We start from the raw sequence: 17540 nt of genomic DNA, 5'->3' as shown, positions 1-17540 counted from the left end.
TACGAGGTGCGGGTGCGGGGGGTTCGTTGTGGGGCGCTCGGGCGCGGTTGCGCGCGCGGTCAGGTCTCCCGGCCGCGCATGGTGCGGCCCTGGACGAGGACGGCGGCGACGATGATGGCTCCCTTGGCGATCTGCTGGACGTCGCTCTGGAGGTTGTTGAGCGCGAAGATGTTGGTGATCGTGGTGAAGATCAGGACGCCGAGGACGGAGCCGACGATGGTGCCCCGGCCGCCGCTGAGCAGGGTTCCGCCGATGATCGCGGCGGCGATGGCGTCGAGCTCGTACAGGTTGCCGTTGGTGTTCTGGCCGGAGCCGGCCAGCACGATCAGCATGAAGGCGGCGATGCCGCAGCACAGGCCGGACAGCAGGTAGAGGTACAGGCGCTGGCGGCGAACGTCGATCCCGGCGAGCCGGGCCGCCTCCGCGTTGCCGCCGACGGCGACCGTACGGCGGCCGAAGGTGGTCCGGTTGAGGATCAGCCAGCCGACGATGACGACCACCGCGAACATGATGACCAGCGGCGGGATCCCGAGGATGTAGGAGTCGGGCAGGCCGAGGTCGAGAACCGAGTCGACGGTGACGATCTGGGTCTTGCCGTCGGTGATCTGGAGGGCGAGTCCGCGGGCCGAGGCCAGCATGGCCAGCGTCGCGATGAACGGGACCATGTTGCCGTACGCGATGAGGACGCCGTTCACGAGTCCCGCGGCGAGGCCGACGATCACCGCGGTGAACGCGATGCCCGCGAAGCCGTACTCCTGGGTGGCCAGGGTCGTCGCCCACACCGAGGCGAGGGCGACCATCGCCCCGACGGAGAGGTCGATGCCGCCGCTGATGATGACGAAGGTCATGCCGACGGTGACGACACCGATGACGGACGCCTGGGTCAGGATCAGCTGGAGGTTCCCGGTGTCCAGGAAGGCGTCCGGTTCGGTGATGCCGCCGACCAGGACCAGCGCGGCGAGGACGCCGAGCAGGGACAGGATCCGGACGTCGAGCCGCAGACCGAGGGCCGGCCTGCCGCTGCCCGGCTTCGCGGGCGGTGCGTCCGAGGGGCCGGTGGGAGCCCCCTTGTCCGGCCCGTTGTGCTGCGCCGACGGGGCGGGCTGTGTCATGGCGTCGGGCTCCCTTCCATCACGAGGTCGAGTACGCGGTGCTCGTCGAGCTCCTGGGCGGGGGCCGTGTGGACCACTTCGCCCTCGCGGAGGACCAGCACCCGGTCGGCGAGGCCCAGGACTTCGGGCACTTCGCTGGAGACGAGCAGGACGGCGAGGCCTTCGTCGGCCAGCCGGCGGATCACGGCGTAGAGCTCGGCGCGGGCGCCGACGTCGACGCCACGGGTGGGTTCGTCCAGCAGCAGGACCCGGCAGCCGCGCAGCAGCCAGCGGGCCAGGACGGCCTTCTGCTGGTTGCCGCCGGAGAGGGTGCGGACGGTGGCGTCCGGGTTGTCGGGCCGCATCTGGAGTTCGCGGGTGGCGCTCCGCGCGGCCTTCCGCTCGCCGCCCCGGTCGATCCAGCCGATGCGGGCGAAGCGGGAGAGGGAGGAGACGGAGACGTTACGGGTGACCGACTCGGTCATCAGCAGGGCCTGCGCCTTGCGTTCCTCGGGGGCGAGACCGATCCCGGCGGCGACGGCGGCGCGGACGCTGCCGGGGCGGAGCTGCTTGCCCGCGACGGTGACGGTCCCGGTGGTCGCCTTGCGGGCCCCGTAGATCGTCTCCAGGATCTCCGAGCGGCCCGAGCCGACGAGTCCGGCCAGGCCGACGATCTCGCCGGGCCGCAGTTCGAGGTCGACGGGGGCGAACTCGCCCTTGCGGGACAGCCCTTGGATCCGGAGCACGGGTTCCGCCGTGACGGCGGCCGGCTCTTCGGGGCGCGGCGGGAAGACATAGGCGACGTCGCGGCCGGTCATCATGGCAACGATGTCGCGCGTGGGAGTGTCCGCCGCGGGCAGTCCGACGGCCACGGTCCGGCCGTCCTTGATGACGGTGACCCGGTCGCCGATGCGGCGGATCTCCTCAAGGCGGTGCGAGATGTAGACGACGGCCACCCCGTCGGCGGTGAGGCCCTCGACGATGCGGAAGAGGTTGTCGACCTCGTCGGGGTCGAGGGCGGCGGAGGGCTCGTCCATCACGATGAGCCGGACCTCGTGGGAGAGCGCCCGCGCCATGGAGACGATCTGCTGCTGGGCGGCGGAGAGGTCGCCGACGTGCCGGGCGGGGTCGATCTCGGGATGCCCGAGGCGGGCCAGCAGCGCCTTGGCTGCCGCGCGCCCCTCGCCCGTACGGACGATGAAGCCGGCGCTGGTCGGCTCGTGGCCGAGGAAGACGTTCTCGGCGACCGAGAGGTCCTCCACCAGGTCGAGTTCCTGGTAGATGGTGGCGATGCCCAGGCGCATGGCGGCGATCGGCGACTTGAGCTGGACCTGCTCGCCGCGCCAGGTGATCTCGCCGTCGTTGGGCTGGTGGGCTCCGGCGAGCACCTTGATGAGGGTGGACTTGCCCGCACCGTTCTGGCCGAGGAGGCAGTGGACCTCGCCGGCCTGGACCTCCAGGTCGACGCCGTCCAGGGCGCGGACGCCCGGGAAGAGCTTGGTGATGCCGGACATGGTGAGCAGGGGTGGTTCTGGTGCCATGACGAATCCCCTCGGCGAATGGGGTCTCCCCTGCTCGGGCGGGTGCCGAGGGCCGGGGAGGGCCGGTGAGCGGACAGGGCGCAGGGCTGGAGGTGCCGTGGAGCCGGCGGCACCGCGAACGGCTGCTGACGGGAGGTGGTTCCGTGGTGCGTCGTACGGGCCCGGGGTCGGGCCGGGCGTGGTGCGTACGGCCTGGGGTCAGGCCGGGGAGAAGAGGTGGTCGCTGATGAGCCGGGCCGCGCCGATCACTCCGGCGGTGGGCCCCAACTCGCCGAGGACGATGGGGAGATTGCCGGTGGCCAGGGGCAGGGACTGCTTGTAGACCTGCGTACGGACACTGGCGAGGAGGTTGTGACCGAGGCCGGTGACTCCGCCGCCGATCACCACCAGACCGGGATTGAAGAAGCTGACCAGGCTCGCGATCACCTGGCCGAGCCGGTTGCCGCCTTCGCGGATGAGGTCGAGCGCGGCGGCGTCCCCGGCGGCGGCCGCGGACGCCACGTCGGCGGCGGTGAGACGGCCCGCCGCCTCCAGCCGGGCGGCGAGTTCGGGCGAGCGGCCCTCACGGGCGGCGTCCTCCGCGTCGCGGGCGAGGGCAGCGCCGCTGAAGTGGGCTTCCAGGCAGCCCTTGTTGCCGCAGGCGCAGGGCCGGCCGTCGGGGTCGACCTGGATGTGCCCGATGTCCCCGGCGCTGCCGGTCGTACCGCGGTAGACCTCGCCGCCGACGACGATGCCGCAGCCGATACCCGTACCGATCTTGACGCACAGGAAGTCGCCCACGGAGCGGGCCACGCCCGCGTGCTGTTCCCCCATCGCCATGAGGTTCACGTCGTTGTCGACCATGACGGGGCAGCCCAGCTCCTGGCTGAGCGCCTCGCGGACCGGGAACCCGTCCCAGCCGGGCATGATCGGCGGCGCGACCGGCACGCCCTCGGGGAAGCGGACGGGGCCGGGGACCCCGATGCCCGCGCCGTCGAAGCCTTCGGCGAGCCCGGAGGCCCGCAGTTTGGCGGCGAGTGACAGGACCTGCTCGAAGACGGCGACGGGCCCTTCGCGCACGTCCATCGGGTGGTTGAGGTGTCCCAGTACCTCCAGCTCCGCGTTGGTGACGGCCACATCGACCGAGGTGGCGCCGATGTCGACGCCGAGGAAGCGCAGTTCGGGGGCGAGCCGGATGTTGTGCGAGCGGCGCCCGCCGCGCGATGCGGCGAGTCCGTCGGCCACCACCAGACCGGTCTCCAGGAGCCGGTCCACCTCGACGGCGAGCTTCGACCGCGACAGCTCGACCTGATCGCCCAGCTGCGCACGGGAGTTGGGACCCCCGTCGCGCAACAGCCGGAGCAGCCGCGCCTGATGCGCGTTCGCGGGTCGTGCCGTCATACGTCTCACGCGTCCCTCCCCGCCACATCGGCCAGTCCGTCGGGCTTTCGAGGGGAACGTAGCAGCGCTTTCCCGGAGTGGGAAGAAGTTGCGCAGGAATCAGCCCCAACTTTTTCCACACTCAGGACAAAGGTCGGCGGGGAGGGGTCCCGGGGACCGGCGGGAGGGGGTGACGGAGGCCGACGGGAAGGGCGTCACGGAGATCGACGGGGAGGGGTCGCGGAGATCCCCGGAGCGCGGTCAGGGGCAGCGGATGACCTGGCCCGCGTAGGAGAGGTTGCCGCCGAATCCGAAGAGCAGGACGGGCGCGCCGGAGGCGACCTCGCCGCGCTCGACCAGCTTGGACAGCGCCATCGGGATGGAGGCGGCGGAGGTGTTGCCGGAGTCCACGACGTCCCGCGCGATGACGGCGTTGACCGCGCCGATCTTGCGGGCGACCGGCTCGATGATCCGCAGGTTGGCCTGGTGCAGGACGACCGCGCCCAGGTCCTCCGGGGCGATGCCCGCCTTCTCGCAGACCCGGCGGGCGATCGGGGGGAGCTGGGTGGTGGCCCAGCGGTAGACGGACTGCCCCTCCTGCGCGAAGCGCGGCGGCGTCCCCTCGATCCGGACCGCGTTGCCCATCTCCGGTACGGACCCCCACAGCACGGGTCCGATGCCGGGCCCGCCCGGGGCGTCGTCGGCGGCCGGGTCCGCGGTGACGACCGCGGCACCCGCGCCGTCGCCGAGCAGGACACAGGTGGAGCGGTCGGTCCAGTCCGCGATGTCGGCCATCTTGTCGGCGCCGATGACCAGCGCCCGGGTCGCCGCACCGGCCCGGATCGCGTGGTCGGCGGTGGCCAGCGCGTGCGTGAAGCCGGAGCAGACGACGTTGATGTCCATGACGGCGGGCGAGCCCATGCCGAGCCGGGCCGCGACGCGGGCCGCCATGCTCGGGGACCGGTCGATCGCGGTGGAGGTGGCGACGAGGACCAGATCGATGTCCGAGGGCCCGAGGCCGGCCGTGGCCAGCGCCTTGGCTCCCGCGTGCGCGGCCATCTCGTCCACCGGCTCGTCGGGTCCACCCACGTGGCGGGTCTTGATGCCGACCCGGCTGGTGATCCACTCGTCGCTGGTGTCGACCAGCGCCGCCAGATCGTCGTTGGTGAGCACCTTGGCGGGCTGGTAGTGGCCGAGCGCCACGACACGTGAGCCGGTCATACGGGTTCCCATCGTCGGGTGGGGGCAGGAAACAACCACAGTCTTGGTCGCTACCGCCGGGTACGGGGGCACGTGATCCCACAGGAATCGGGCCCACACGTTGGAGCATTGACAACAGCCTGGTCAGCGCGCTGAACAGCTCGCTGCGACACGCCGGTGGGCGTGCCGGAGAATGACCCGGAGAAACGAACAGCCGACGACGAACAGCCTCACAACGATCAGCCGCACACGGACAGAATCGGGTTCAGCTCTATGGGACGGGTCACCGAACGCCGCCGCACCCTCCGCATCCGGGACGGTGCCGTCTCCTCCCGTCCGGACACCCTGGTGGCGGAGGAGCCCCTGGAGATCCGGCTGAACGGCCGGCCGCTGGCCATCACCATGCGGACGCCGGGGGACGACTTCGCGCTGGCCGCGGGCTTCCTGGTCAGCGAGGGGGTGATCGCCGAGGGGGACGAGGTCCAGTCGATCGTCTACTGCGCCGGGGCGACGGCGGACGGCGTGAACACCTACAACGTGGTGGACGTGAAGCTCGCACCCGGGGTCCCGGTCCCCGACATCACGCTGGAGCGCAACGTCTACACGACCTCTTCGTGCGGCCTGTGCGGCAAGGCCAGCCTGGACGCGGTGCGCACCACGACCCGGCACCCGGTGGCCGACGCTCCCCCGGTGCGGATCACGCCCGAGCTGCTGTCCGCCCTCCCGGACCGGCTGCGGGCCTCGCAGCGGGTCTTCGACCGGACGGGGGGCCTGCACGCCGCCGCCCTGTTCTCGGAGGAGGGCGAGCTGCTGGACGTACGGGAGGACGTCGGCCGGCACAACGCGGTCGACAAGCTGGTGGGCCGGGCGCTGACGGACGGGCGGCTGCCGCTGTCGCGGGCGGTGCTGCTGGTATCGGGGCGGGCCTCGTTCGAGCTGGCGCAGAAGGCCGTGATGGCGGGGATCCCGGTGCTCGCGGCGGTCTCGGCGCCGTCGTCGCTGGCGGTGGACCTGGCGGCGGAGAGCGGGCTGACGCTGGTCGGCTTCCTGCGCGGACCGTCGATGAACGTGTACGCCGGTGAGCACCGGATCGCGCTGGAGGCGGCCTCGCAGGGCTGAGTGGGGGGGCGCGTACGCCCCCCACTCACTATGGGTCCACCGGCTACCGGCCCACCGTAACGGCTGGGTCTGACAGGGGGCCGGAGGCGACGGCCCCCGCCCGATCGTCCGGGAGCGGCGGCTCCTCGGCGTCGCGCGCGCGGCGCTTGGCGATCACGGCGCAGACCATCAGCTGCATCTGGTGGAACAGCATCAGCGGCAGCACGGCGAGGCTCGCGTGCGCCCCGAAGATCACGCTCGCCATCGGCAGCCCGGCGGCCAGGCTCTTCTTCGATCCGGCGAACTGGATGGCGATCCGGTCCGCCCGGCCGAACCCGAGCCGTCGTGCCCCGTACCAGCTCAGGGTGAGCATCAGCGCCAGCAGGACCGCTTCGGCGGCGAGCAGCGCGCCGAGGCGGGCGGGGGTGACCTGGTGCCAGACGCCGGCGACCATCCCCTCGCTGAACGCGGTGTAGACGACGAGCAGGATCGAACCCCGGTCGACGAGGCCGAGCACCTTCTTGTGCCGGGTGAGGAAGCCGCCGACCCAGCGGCGCAGGAGCTGTCCGGCGAGGAACGGGACGAGCAGCTGGAACACGATCTTCAGCAGGGAGTCCGCGGAGAACCCGCCCCCGGTGGACCCGAGGAGCAGGGCGGCGAGCAGCGGGGTCACCAGGATCCCGGCGAGGCTGGAGAACGATCCGGCGCAGATCGCGGCGGGCACGTTGCCCCGGGCGATCGAGGTGAAGGCGATGGAGGACTGGATCGTGGAAGGGACCAGGCACAGGAAGAGGAAGCCCGCCTGGAGCTCGGGCGTCAGCACATACGGAACGAGTCCGCCGCTCGCCAGCCCCAGCAGCGGGAAGACGACGAAGGTGCAGGCCAGGACGGTGAGATGGAGGCGCCAGTGCTTGAGCCCGTCGAGCGCCTCGGCCGTGGAGAGCCGCGCCCCGTAGAGAAAGAACAGCAGGGCGACGGCCGAGGTGGAGGCCCCGCCCGCCACCTCGGCCGCCGTACCGCGGGCGGGCAGCAGCGCCGCGAGGGCCACGGTGGCGGCCAGCGCCAGGAGGTAGGCGTCGAACGGCAGCCAGGACGGCAGGCGCGGGATACGGCGGGACATGTGCGGGGGCGCTCCGGCGGTCGGGGATCCGTTTCGGGGTCCATCCTGCTCCCGTACGGCACCATCGGGAATCCCGTACACCGCTCTGACTGTCATCACGGATCCCGATAACGTGCACGGTATGGACGTGGAGCGGATGAACGCGGGCGGCGAGAGTGCGGACCGGGTGAACGTGCACCGTGCGGACTCCACGTACGACCCCGCCCAGCTGCGTACCTTCCTCGCCGTCGCGCAGACGCTGAGCTTCACGCAGGCCGCGCGCCGGCTCGGGATCCGCCAGTCCACGGTCAGCCAGCATGTACGGCGGCTGGAGGAGGCGGCCGGGCGGCAGCTGTTCGCCCGGGACACGCATCGCGTCGATCTGACGGACGACGGCGAGGCGATGCTCGGCTTCGCCCGGTCGATCCTGTCCGCCCACGAGCGGGCCGCGGCGTTCTTCGCGGGCACCCGGCTGCGCGGGCGGCTGCGGTTCGGGGCCTCCGAGGACTTCGTGCTGACCCGGCTCCCCGAGATCCTGGAGTCCTTCCGCCGCGACCATCCGGAGGTCGAGCTCCAGCTCACCGTCGAGCTGTCCGGGACGCTGCACCGGCAGCTCGCGGCGGGCCGGCTGGATCTGGTGCTGGCCAAGCGGCGTACCGGGGACACCCACGGCGAACTGATGTGGCAGGACGCGCTGGACTGGATCGGCGCGCCGCAGCTGCGCCTCGATCCGGAGCGCCCCGTACCGCTGGTCGTCTTTCCGCCACCGGCCATCACCCGGGCCCGCGCCCTGGAGGTACTGGAGGAGCACGGGCGGCCTTGGCGGATCGCCTGTACGAGTACGAGCCTGAGCGGCCTGGTCGCGGCGGCGCGGGCGGGCCTGGGGGTGATGGCGCACTCCCGGGGGATGATCCCGCCGGGTCTCGTGCCGGTTCCGGCCAGGGCGGGGCTGCCGGAGCTCGGCGGGGTCGACTTCGTGCTGCTGCACGGGAACCGGCGGGGCGCGGCCCAGGAAGCGGCGGACGCCCTGGCCTCGGCGATCCTGGCGGGCGGCGACCGACTGCACCGCGGAACGGGCGGCACGGGTAGCACGGGCGGCGCGGAAGGGCCGTAGCAGCTCCAAGGGGACACGGGTGACTGCCGTGGCGCGGCCGACAGCCGCTCTCCGGACCGGCACAAGCCGCACCGGCCCCACCGGCCCCAGTGCTCGCGGCGGTCGGATTCGGTGGAGATTCCGGCGCGAGCCGCTTACCCCTCGGGCAGAACTGGACCCCCGCACGCCCGAGCCTTGCCCATCTGGCCGGATTTCGACGGTTGACCTGGGGGGTCGTCCTGGTGTGCGGAGGTTCCGGGCCCCTCCCGCCGGGCCCCCGCTTGGGGTAGCGTCGCGGCGCTGTGCGGAGCGCCACGAGGAGCATGTCATTGCGCGAATTCACTGTCCCACCCATGGCGGCGCCGCCTCAGGTCGGCGGTCTGGCCGATGTGGTCTTCGACCACGCGGAGGATGATCCGCACCGCGTCGCGCTCGGCCGCAAGGACGCCGGGGGCCAGTGGCGCGATGTGACCTCCGGGGAGTTCCGCGATCAGGTGCTGGCCCTGGCGAAGGGGCTGATCGCCCACGGGGTGCGGTTCGGCGACCGGGTCGCGCTCATGTCCCGTACGCGGTACGAGTGGACGCTCTTCGACTTCGCGCTCTGGAGCGTCGGGGCCCAGTCGGTGCCGGTCTACCCGACTTCCTCCGCCGAGCAGGTCCTGTGGATGCTGCACGACGCCGAGGTGGTGGCGGTGATGGTCGAGCACGAGGACCATGCCATGACGGTCGGCTCGGTGATCGACCGGCTGCCGCATCTGAAGCGGCTGTGGCAGCTGGACGCCGGAGCGGTGGACGAGCTGCTCGGGGCGGGGGTGGGCATCGACGACGAGGTGGTGCAGCGGCACCGGCGCGCGGTGACGCCGGACTCCGTGGCGACCGTCATCTACACCTCGGGGACGACGGGCCGCCCCAAGGGGTGTGTGATCACCCACGCGAGCTTCATGTTCGAGAGCGACACGATGGTCGGCCGCTGGGAGCCGGTGTTCCACTCCAAGCCGGGCGACGAGGCGGCCACGCTCCTCTTCCTGCCGCTGGCCCATGTCTTCGGGCGGATGGTGGAGATCGCCGCGATCCGCGGCCGGGTCAAACTCGGCCACCAGCCGGAGCTGTCCGCGAACGCGCTGATGCCGGACCTGATGACGTTCCGGCCGACGTTCATCCTGGCGGTGCCCTACATCTTCGAGAAGGTGTTCAACGGGGCCCGGCGCAAGGCCGAGACGGAGGGCAGGGCCGGGCCGTTCGACAAGGCCGTCGACATCGCGGTGAAGTACGCCGAGGCGATGGAGCTGAAGGCGTTCGGGGACGGTCCCGGCCCGTCGGCCGGGCTGCGGATGCAGCACCAGTTCTTCGACAAGGTCGTGTACAAGAAGGTCCGCGACGCGATGGGCGGCCGGGTGCGGCACGCGATGTCGGGCGGCTCCGGCATGGACCGCCGGCTCGGGCTGTTCTTCGCGGGCGCCGGGGTAACGGTCTTCGAGGGGTACGGGCTGACCGAGTCGACCGCAGCGGCGACGGCGAATCCGCCCGAGCGCACGCGGTACGGGACGGTCGGGCAGCCGATCCCGGGGACGTCGGTGCACATCGCGGACGACGGCGAGGTGTGGGTGCACGGCCCGAACGTGTTCTCCGGCTATCTGGGCAACCCCGAGGCCACCCGGGCGGTGTTGGAGGACGGCTGGCTGGCGACCGGGGATCTCGGTTCGCTGGACGAGGACGGCTATCTGACGATCACCGGACGGAAGAAGGAGATCCTGGTGACGTCCGGCGGCAAGAGCGTCTCCCCGGCCGGTCTGGAGGAGCGCGTACGGGCGCATCCGCTGGTGGCGCAGTGCATCGTCGTCGGCAACGACCGCCCGTACATCGCGGCGCTCGTCACCGTGGACCAGGAGTCCGTGGACCACTGGCTGTCGATGCAGGGCCGCGCCCCGCTCGGCCCGGCCGAGCTGGTGCGGGACCCGGACCTGGAGATGGAGGTCCGGCGGGCGGTGGTGGCCGCCAACACGGCCGTGTCCCAGGCCGAGTCCATCCGTACGTTCCGGATCCTGGCCCACCCCTTCACCGAGGACCTGGGGCTGCTGACGCCCTCGCTGAAGCTGAAGCGGAAGGCGATCGAGGCGGCGTACGCGGTCGAGGTCGACGCGCTCTACCACTGACCGGCCGACGACGACGGGAATGCCTGGACCCGCCCGGTCGTTGTCGTGGGGAGTTATCAACCGACGACGTTAGGATCGACCGCTCGTGAGCCAGGTCCCCTCCATCACCCTCAACAACGGCCTCGACATGCCGCAGCTCGGTTTCGGTGTCTGGCAGGTGCCGGACGACGAGGCGGAGAAGGCGGTCGCCACGGCCATCGAGACCGGGTACCGGAGCATCGACACCGCCGCGATCTACGAGAACGAGACGGGCACCGGCAAGGCCATCGCCGCCTCGGGCGTCGCGCGCGACGAGCTCTTCGTCACCACGAAGCTGTGGAACAGCGAGCAGGGCCACGACAGCACGCTGCGCGCCTTCGACGCCTCGCTCGACAAGCTCGGCCTGGACTACGTCGACCTGTACCTGATCCACTGGCCGGTCCCGGCGAAGGACGCGTACACCGACACGTACAAGGCGTTCGAGAAGATCCTCGCCGACGGCCGCGCGAAGGCCATCGGCGTGTCGAACTTCCACCCCGAGCACCTGAAGCGGCTGCTCGCCGAGACCTCCGTGGTCCCGGCCGTCAACCAGATCGAGCTGCACCCGCAGCTCCAGCAGGCCGAGGCCCGCGCCTTCCACGCCGAGCACTCCATCGCCACCGAGGCCTGGTCGCCGCTGGGCCAGGGCAAGGGCCTGCTGGAGGTGCCGACGGTCGTCGCCGTCTCCCAGAAGCACGGCCGCACCCCCGCCCAGGTGGTGCTGCGCTGGCATCTTCAGACCGGCAACATCGTGATCCCGAAGTCCGTGACCCCGTCGCGGATCAAGGAGAACCTGGACGTGTTCGGCTTCGAGCTGGACGCCGACGACCTCGCCGCCTTCGCGGCCCTGGACGAGGGCAAGCGCCTCGGCCCGGACCCGGCGGAGTTCAACGTCGGCGCCTGAGCGCGCCCGGCCGACGACGGCGCCCCCACCGTGCTCGCGGTGGGGGCGCCGTCGTCGGCACCTGGACCGGCGGCAGCCCGCAGCACACATCCATCGGGGAGACTGGGAACATGAGCGGCGAACTCGCGCCCGTCGTCGAGGCGGGCCCGTACCGTCTGCGCAACGTCGGCAGCCAGCTGGTGCTGGAGGTGTACGGCGCGGCGAAGGGCAGCGGGGCCCGGGTCCAGCAGGGCGAGGACGACGGGACGGCCGCGCAGGTGTGGCGGCTGTCCCCGGTGCACGAGGGCGCGGCCCTCTTCCACCTGGTCAACGAGCACAGCGGGAAGCGGCTGGACGTGGCGAACGCCGACACGTCGAACGGCACCCGGATCCAGCAGTGGAAGGCCAACAACTTCGGCGCCCAGGAGTGGCTGATCGAGCAGCATCCGGAGGCGCCCGGGACGGTGACGCTGGTGAGTTTCATCAGCGGGCTGGTCATGGAGGTCGCGGACGGTTCCACCGAGGCCGGGGGCACGGTCCAGCAGTGGGAGGACACCGACTCCCCCTTCCAGTGGTGGCAGTTGGAGCCGGTGGCGTAGGTCCGGCAGAGGAGTTCGCGGCGAGGTCGCCCGCTCAGCCGCGACGGCCCAGATGCACCGTGCGGGCGGCGAGCAGGTGGACGTCCGGGCGGTGGTGCAGGCCTTCCGGGTCCTCGGGGTCCAGCAGCCGGTCCAGTACGGCGCTGTCCTCGGCCGTCAGCAGGTCGCCGAGCACCTCGCGCTCGCGGGTGATGCTCGCGATGATGTGGTCACGGACCGGACGGGAGACGGGGGCGGGCAGGTCGAGGAGGAAGCTGCGGGCGCCCTGCGGGACGAGGCCGACGGCGGTGAAGAGCGCGGCCCAGTCCTCGATCTCCCGCTTGGCGCCCGGGAGTTCGGACCGCATGCGCTCGAAGCGGGTGGCGGCGGCCGCGGTCATCCGGGCCTCCAGACCGGGCTCTCCGATACCGATGTCGCGGGGCAGCCGCCGGGCGGGCAGGCCGCCCTCGACGAGCGCGACCGTTCCGCCGGCCCGCAGGAGCCCGGCGAAGCCCGCCAGCGCGGCGCGCTGATCGCCCAGATGGTGCAGGGAGTTGCCCGCCCAGATCAGATCGGCCTCGCCCAACCGGTCGAAGTCCGAAGGGAGTTCGGCTTCAAATGTCCGGAAGCGGTCGATCACGCCGAGGCGGCGCGCCCGGTTCCTCGCGCGTTCCAGGAGAGCGGGCGTGGCGTCCACGGCCACCACCTCGGCCTCCGGAAAGACCTGGGCCAGCAGGCAGGAGACGACCCCGGGGCCGCTCCCGATGTCGAGGACCCGGCGGACCTCGGGGGCGGTCGGCAGGGCGGCGATCCAGCGGGCGGCCTCCTCGTACTGCGTACCGTTGAGTTCGGCCTCCTGCTCCAGCAGGGGGCCCAGGACGTCCCAGTCGATGTCGGCGGAGTGCGTGTCGTGGTGGCCGTGACCGGCGTGGCTGCTCATGGGGCCAGCTTCCTCACGGGCCGGTCGCGCGGCAAGGTTCCTTGCCGATCCGGCAAATCGAGGCATCCTACGGCGTGTCGAGAGGGGTGCCCGGCGTGCCGGCGCGGTACTCCTGCGGGCTCACTCCCCTCACCCTCTTGAACGCGGCGCTGAAGGCGAAGGGCGTGCTGTAGCCGGTCTTCCGGGCCACGGCCTCCACCGTGGCGTCGCTCTCGCGCAGCAGGTCGGCCGCGACGGCGAGCCGCCAGCCGGTGAGGTACGCCATCGGCGGCTCCCCGACCAGTTCGGTGAACCGGCGGGCCAGACCGGCCCGGGACACCCCGGCGCGGGCGGCGAGCGAGGCGACGGTCCAGGGGTGTGCCGGGTCGTCCTGGAGCAGCCGCAGCGCGGTGCCCACGACCGGATCGCCCAGCGCGCGGTACCAGGCGGGGGCGTCGGCCCCGGGCCGGGCGAACCAGGCGCGGAGCACCGCGATGAGCAGCAGGTCCAGCAGCCGGTCCAGGACGACGCGCTGGCCCGGCTCGTCCTGGGAGATCTCCGCGTCGAGCAGGTCGAGCAGCGGCCGGGTGCGCGCGTCGGCGGGGACCGTGAGGAGCGGGGGCAGGGCGTCCAGCAGCCGGCGGCTGATCTCCCCGTCCAGCAGGTAGGTGCCGACGAGGACGGCCGTACCGCCGTCGGCCGCGTTCCCCCAGGTCCGTACGTTCAGCACCATGTCCTGCGCGAGCGGGCGGCCGTGCAGGGTGGTGCAGACACCGCCGGGTCCGATGAGCGCGTGGGGTGTCGTCCCGGGCGCGTCGGCGACGGTGTACGGATCGGGGCCGCGGACCACCGCGATGTCCCCGGGGCCGAGCCGGACCGGTTCGCCTCCGTCGGACGGGAGGACGCAGACCGCGCCGCGCCGGACCGACATGAGGCAGATCGGCGCCCGGTCCTCGATCCGTACCGCCCAGGGCGGCTCCATCACCATGCGGAGCAGAAACGCGCCCCGGGCCCGTGGTCCGTCCAGAAGTCCGGCGAGAGCGTCCATGGCCCGCCAGCGTAGACGTGTGGACGCAGGAGTAGGTGGCTGAGTCTTTCGAACATGTTCCGGCGGGCGCGGCCCCGGGAGTCTGGAGCCATGACGGAGAACGCGTACACACGACGGAACGACGACAGCAGCAACAACGGCAACAGCGGTGAAGGCGAACGGGGCGTGGGACGGATGACGGGAAAAGTTCTGGTGACGAGCGGCACGGGCAAGACGGGCCGCCGGGTGGTGGAGCGGCTGGCCGCCCTCCGTGTGCCGGTCCGTCGGGTTCACGCACGGGCGAGGTGCCGTTCGACTGGCAGGACGACACGGGGTGGGAGGCGGCGTTGCGCGGCACGGAGGCCGCCTATGTGGCGTACTACCCGGACCTGGCGGTGCCCCGGGCGGCGGAGGCGATGGCCGTGTTCGGGCGGACCGCGGCGGCGTGCGGGGTGCGCAGGGTGGTGCTGCTGTCGGGGCGCGGCGAGCCGCAGGCGGCCGTCGCCGAGGAGGCGCTGCGCGGGGCCGCCGGAACAGTGGAGGTCACGGTCGTCCGGTCGGCGTTCTTCGCGCAGAACTTCAGCGAGGGCGCGCTGCTGGACGGGGTGATCGGCGGCGAGCTGGTCTTCCCCGCGGGCACGACGGCGGAACCGTTCCTGGACCTCGACGACCTGGCCGACGTGGTGGTGGCCGCGCTGACCGGCGACGGGCACGCGGGGGCGGTGTACGAGCTGACGGGCCCGCGTGCCCTGACCTTCGAGCAGGCCGCGGAGGAACTGGGCCGGGCGGCGGGCCGGCCGGTGCGGTACACGCCGGTGACCGGGCCCGTGTACGCCTCGCTGCTGGAGGAGTTCGGGGTGTCCGAGGCGGAGGCCGGATTCCTGGCCGAGCTGTTCGCCACGCTGCTGGACGGGCACAACGCGGCGACGACGGACGACGTGAAGCGGGTGCTGGGGCGGGAGCCGAAAGATTTCTCCGACTTCGCCCGCGAGGCCGCCCGGGACGGGGCCTGGCACGGCTGAAGCGGAACGCCGCGACCGACCGGCTCGGCCCGGCGGCGTACGGCCCGTGTACACCGACCGAACGGTAGGCGGAGCACACATATTGCCGGGGTGCTTCAGGGGCCATAACTTGCCCTTATGGAGCTGGAGTTGCGCCATCTGCGAACGGTCCGTGCGATAGCCGACACGGGCAGCCTCACCAAGGCCGCCGCCACGCTGGGGCTTGCCCAGCCGGCTCTCAGCGCTCAGCTGCGGCGGATCGAGAAGGCCCTCGGGGGCGCTCTGTTCGAGCGTGACCACACCGGAGCCCGTGCCACGCCGCTCGGCGAACTGGTGCTGGAGCGGGCCCGGGTGGTGCTGCCCGCGGTCAGTGAACTCCAGGCCGAGGCCGTGCGGTTCGCCAATGCGCGGGAGGCGCTGGACCGGTTCCGGCTGGGCGGTACACACGGTCCGCTGCTCGGCGGTCTGGTGGACCGGATGGCGGCCGCGCACCCGTCGGCGGCGGTGTCGACGTACACCTCGTGGTCGGTGGACGAGATCGCCTCGCTGGTGATCGACGGGCGGCTGGACTTCGCGCTGATCGGGACGTGCGGCGAGAGCGCGCCGCCGCTGGCGGACCGGCTCGTCTGGGAGGTCGTCGGGGTGGACCCGGTCTTCGTGATGCTGCCGGACGGCCACCCCCTGGCCGCCGAAGCGGAACTGGATCTGGCCGCGCTCGCGGACGAGTGCTGGGCGGATGTGCCGGGCGACGGCTGTTTCGCCGACTGTTTCACCACGGCCTGCGCGCGGTCGGGCTTCACCCCGGTGTCGGTGTACGAGACGGACACCTCGTCCGTCGTCCATCTGGTGCAGGTGGGGCGGGCGATCGGGCTGTGCCGGGCGACGTTCCCGCCGACGCCCGGCGTGGTGACGAGACCGCTGGCCGGCGCCCCGCTCAGCTGGCGTCATCTGGTGGGCTGGCATCCGCACTCCCCCGCCGCCGACGCGGCGGCGGAGACGGTGGCGGGGGCGACCCGCGAGGCGTACGCGGAGGCGGTGTCGCGCTCCCCGAGCTACGCGCGGTGGCTCGGCGAGCACCCGCGGTTCGGCACGGTGGCCTGAGCGGGGAAGGGCGGGTGGGCCGTTCCTCTCGCTGCCGGCTGTTCGGCTCCCCTACCGGTGGCTATTCGGCACCGTGGGCCGGGGCGGCGGCGGCCACCCGGGCGGCGAGCGCGAGGTCCTTCTCGGTGATCGCGCCGCCCGCGGAGTGCGTGTGGACGGCGAGGGCCACCGTGTTGTAGCCGAGCGTCAGATCGGAGTGGTGGTTCAGCTCGTCCTGGATCCGCGCGATGTGGACCGTCAGCGCGGCGGCGGCGAAGTGGGAGGGCAGCCGGAAGGTCCGGGTGATCCGGTCCCCTTCCAGCGCCCAGCCGGGCAGGCTCTCCAGCCGGCTTTCGGTCTCGGACGGCGACAGCGGTTCGGCGCTCATGGGACGGCTCCCGTGGGTCTCGGTGGGTCGGCGTATGCGTCACGGCGGGCCGGGCGGCCCGTACCGGCACCGTCCCCGGCCCGCCGGTGACGTTACGGTCTGGGCATGACGACTGTCTTGCCCGACACGGGAGTGGGGCCACTGCTGCGGGACTGGCGGGAGCAGCGGCGCATCAGCCAGCTGGAACTGGCCCTGCGCGCGGACTCCTCGGCCCGCCACATCTCGTTCATCGAGACGGGCCGCTCCCGGCCCAGCGAGGACATGGTCCTGCGGCTGACCGAACAGCTGGACATCCCGGTCCGGGAACGCAACGCCCTTCTCGTGATCGCCGGTTACGCGCCCCGCTACCCGCAGACGCCCCTCGACGACCCCGCGCTGGCCTCCCTGCGCGAGAGCCTGGAGCGCCTGCTCGCGGCGTACGAGCCGTATCCGGCGCTCGTGGTCGACGGCACCTACGGGGTGGTGGCGGCCAACCGCGGGGTGGCGCTGCTACTGGAGGGCGTACCGGAGAAGCTGCTGACCCCGCCGCTGAACGCCATGCGGCTCACCCTCCACCCGGAGGGCCTCGCCCCGCGCATTGTGAACCTCCCCGAGTGGCGGGCGGATCTGCTGGCGCAGATGGACCGTCAGATCGCCCTCGTACGCTCACCGGCCCTGCGCGAGCTGTACGACGAGGTGGCCGCGTATCCGGCCCCGGCCCGGGCGGACGGCACGCCCCGCGCCACGGACGGAACGGGTGGCGCGGCCGGCGCGGGCCGGGTCGCCGAGGGGCCGGACCGTGCGGGCCGGGAGCGGGACCGGGCCGCCGCGTTCGCGCTGCCGATGCTGCTCGAACACGGCGGCCGGGTCCTGTCGTTCGTGTCGTCGATCGCGACGTTCAATACGCCGATGGACGTGACGGTGGCCGAGCTGGCCATCGAGACGTTCCTCCCGGCGGACCGGGAAACCGCCGCCTATCTGCACGCCCACGTCCCGTCCTGACCCAGCCCCTTCGCGCTCCCCTCAGGCCCCC

Annotated in this window: 15 protein-coding genes and 1 pseudogene; 8 read left to right on the top strand and 8 right to left on the bottom strand. The window is 72.4% G+C overall.

What is annotated here, in order from left to right; genetic code table 11:
• Positions 1-59: 59 nt before the first annotated feature.
• The 4 genes from A3Q37_RS02435 to A3Q37_RS02420 all read right to left on the bottom strand — a co-directional run bounded on the left by A3Q37_RS02435 (position 60) and on the right by A3Q37_RS02420 (position 5212).
• The gene (locus A3Q37_RS02435; RefSeq protein WP_065476919.1) at positions 60-1112 is read right to left on the bottom strand and encodes an ABC transporter permease; all 1053 of its coding nucleotides are present in this window, start codon (positions 1110-1112) and stop codon (positions 60-62) included.
• Positions 1109-2632 (bottom strand): sugar ABC transporter ATP-binding protein, encoded by a 1524-nt coding sequence (locus A3Q37_RS02430; RefSeq protein WP_065476914.1) that lies wholly within the window; start codon positions 2630-2632, stop codon positions 1109-1111. The genes A3Q37_RS02435 and A3Q37_RS02430 overlap by 4 nt, the downstream gene beginning before the upstream one ends.
• A 198-nt stretch (positions 2633-2830) precedes the next feature.
• Complete coding sequence (locus A3Q37_RS02425) at positions 2831-4012, bottom strand: ROK family transcriptional regulator (RefSeq protein ID WP_065476912.1); 1182 nt, start codon at positions 4010-4012, stop codon at positions 2831-2833.
• Positions 4013-4252: 240 nt separating this feature from the next.
• Positions 4253-5212 (bottom strand): beta-ketoacyl-ACP synthase III, encoded by a 960-nt coding sequence (locus A3Q37_RS02420; protein WP_065476909.1) that lies wholly within the window; start codon positions 5210-5212, stop codon positions 4253-4255.
• 252 nt (positions 5213-5464) lie between these two features.
• Between A3Q37_RS02420 and fdhD the strand changes: the two genes are divergently transcribed.
• Positions 5465-6310 (top strand): formate dehydrogenase accessory sulfurtransferase FdhD, encoded by an 846-nt coding sequence (gene fdhD, locus A3Q37_RS02415; RefSeq protein WP_065476907.1) that lies wholly within the window; start codon positions 5465-5467, stop codon positions 6308-6310.
• 43 nt (positions 6311-6353) lie between these two features.
• Here the strand turns inward: fdhD and A3Q37_RS02410 are convergent, their stop codons facing one another.
• Positions 6354-7409, bottom strand: coding sequence for a bile acid:sodium symporter family protein (locus tag A3Q37_RS02410; protein ID WP_065476905.1), 1056 nt, complete (start codon positions 7407-7409; stop codon positions 6354-6356).
• A 136-nt stretch (positions 7410-7545) separates the two neighbouring features.
• On the opposite strand from A3Q37_RS02410, the gene A3Q37_RS02405 reads away from it, so the two are divergent.
• From A3Q37_RS02405 to A3Q37_RS02390, 4 genes are all read left to right on the top strand, one after another.
• Complete coding sequence (locus A3Q37_RS02405) at positions 7546-8502, top strand: LysR substrate-binding domain-containing protein (protein ID WP_065477322.1); 957 nt, start codon at positions 7546-7548, stop codon at positions 8500-8502.
• A 332-nt stretch (positions 8503-8834) separates the two neighbouring features.
• Positions 8835-10634 carry a long-chain fatty acid--CoA ligase gene (locus tag A3Q37_RS02400; protein ID WP_065476903.1) on the top strand — a complete coding sequence of 600 codons (1800 nt, stop codon included), beginning with the start codon at positions 8835-8837 and terminating at the stop codon, positions 10632-10634.
• 85 nt (positions 10635-10719) lie between these two features.
• The gene (locus tag A3Q37_RS02395; protein WP_065476901.1) at positions 10720-11556 is read left to right on the top strand and encodes an aldo/keto reductase; all 837 of its coding nucleotides are present in this window, start codon (positions 10720-10722) and stop codon (positions 11554-11556) included.
• 110 nt (positions 11557-11666) lie between these two features.
• Entirely contained in the window at positions 11667-12134 is a 468-nt protein-coding gene (locus tag A3Q37_RS02390) for an RICIN domain-containing protein (protein ID WP_065476899.1), read from the top strand.
• A gap of 34 nt (positions 12135-12168) precedes the next feature.
• On the opposite strand, the gene A3Q37_RS02385 is transcribed toward A3Q37_RS02390, so the two are convergent.
• Both A3Q37_RS02385 and A3Q37_RS02380 read right to left on the bottom strand, forming a co-directional pair.
• Positions 12169-13053: a trans-aconitate 2-methyltransferase gene (locus tag A3Q37_RS02385; protein ID WP_065476897.1), complete on the bottom strand. Its 885-nt coding sequence runs from the start codon at positions 13051-13053 to the stop codon at positions 12169-12171.
• A gap of 67 nt (positions 13054-13120) precedes the next feature.
• Positions 13121-14080, bottom strand: a complete 960-nt coding sequence (locus A3Q37_RS02380) for an AraC family transcriptional regulator (RefSeq protein WP_065476895.1) — start codon at positions 14078-14080, stop codon at positions 13121-13123.
• A 90-nt stretch (positions 14081-14170) separates the two neighbouring features.
• On the opposite strand from A3Q37_RS02380, the pseudogene A3Q37_RS02375 reads away from it, so the two are divergent.
• Together A3Q37_RS02375 and A3Q37_RS02370 are read left to right on the top strand one after the other, a co-directional pair.
• Positions 14171-15081: pseudogene (locus tag A3Q37_RS02375) on the top strand (NmrA family transcriptional regulator).
• Between the two features lie 117 nt (positions 15082-15198).
• Positions 15199-16161: a LysR family transcriptional regulator gene (locus tag A3Q37_RS02370; protein ID WP_065476893.1), complete on the top strand. Its 963-nt coding sequence runs from the start codon at positions 15199-15201 to the stop codon at positions 16159-16161.
• Between the two features lie 61 nt (positions 16162-16222).
• Here A3Q37_RS02370 and A3Q37_RS02365 read toward each other — a convergent pair whose 3' ends face one another.
• Positions 16223-16528 (bottom strand): 4a-hydroxytetrahydrobiopterin dehydratase, encoded by a 306-nt coding sequence (locus tag A3Q37_RS02365; protein WP_065476891.1) that lies wholly within the window; start codon positions 16526-16528, stop codon positions 16223-16225.
• Positions 16529-16633: 105 nt separating this feature from the next.
• On the opposite strand from A3Q37_RS02365, the gene A3Q37_RS02360 reads away from it, so the two are divergent.
• A complete protein-coding gene (locus A3Q37_RS02360; RefSeq protein WP_065476889.1) occupies positions 16634-17509 on the top strand; it encodes a helix-turn-helix domain-containing protein in 876 nt (291 codons plus the stop codon).
• The last annotated feature ends 31 nt before the right edge of the window (positions 17510-17540 follow it).

The organism is Streptomyces sp. PTY087I2 (assembly GCF_001687325.1).
Classification (GTDB): Bacteria; Actinomycetota; Actinomycetes; order Streptomycetales; family Streptomycetaceae; genus Streptomyces.
This window is presented reverse-complemented; position numbering and strand designations above follow the sequence as displayed.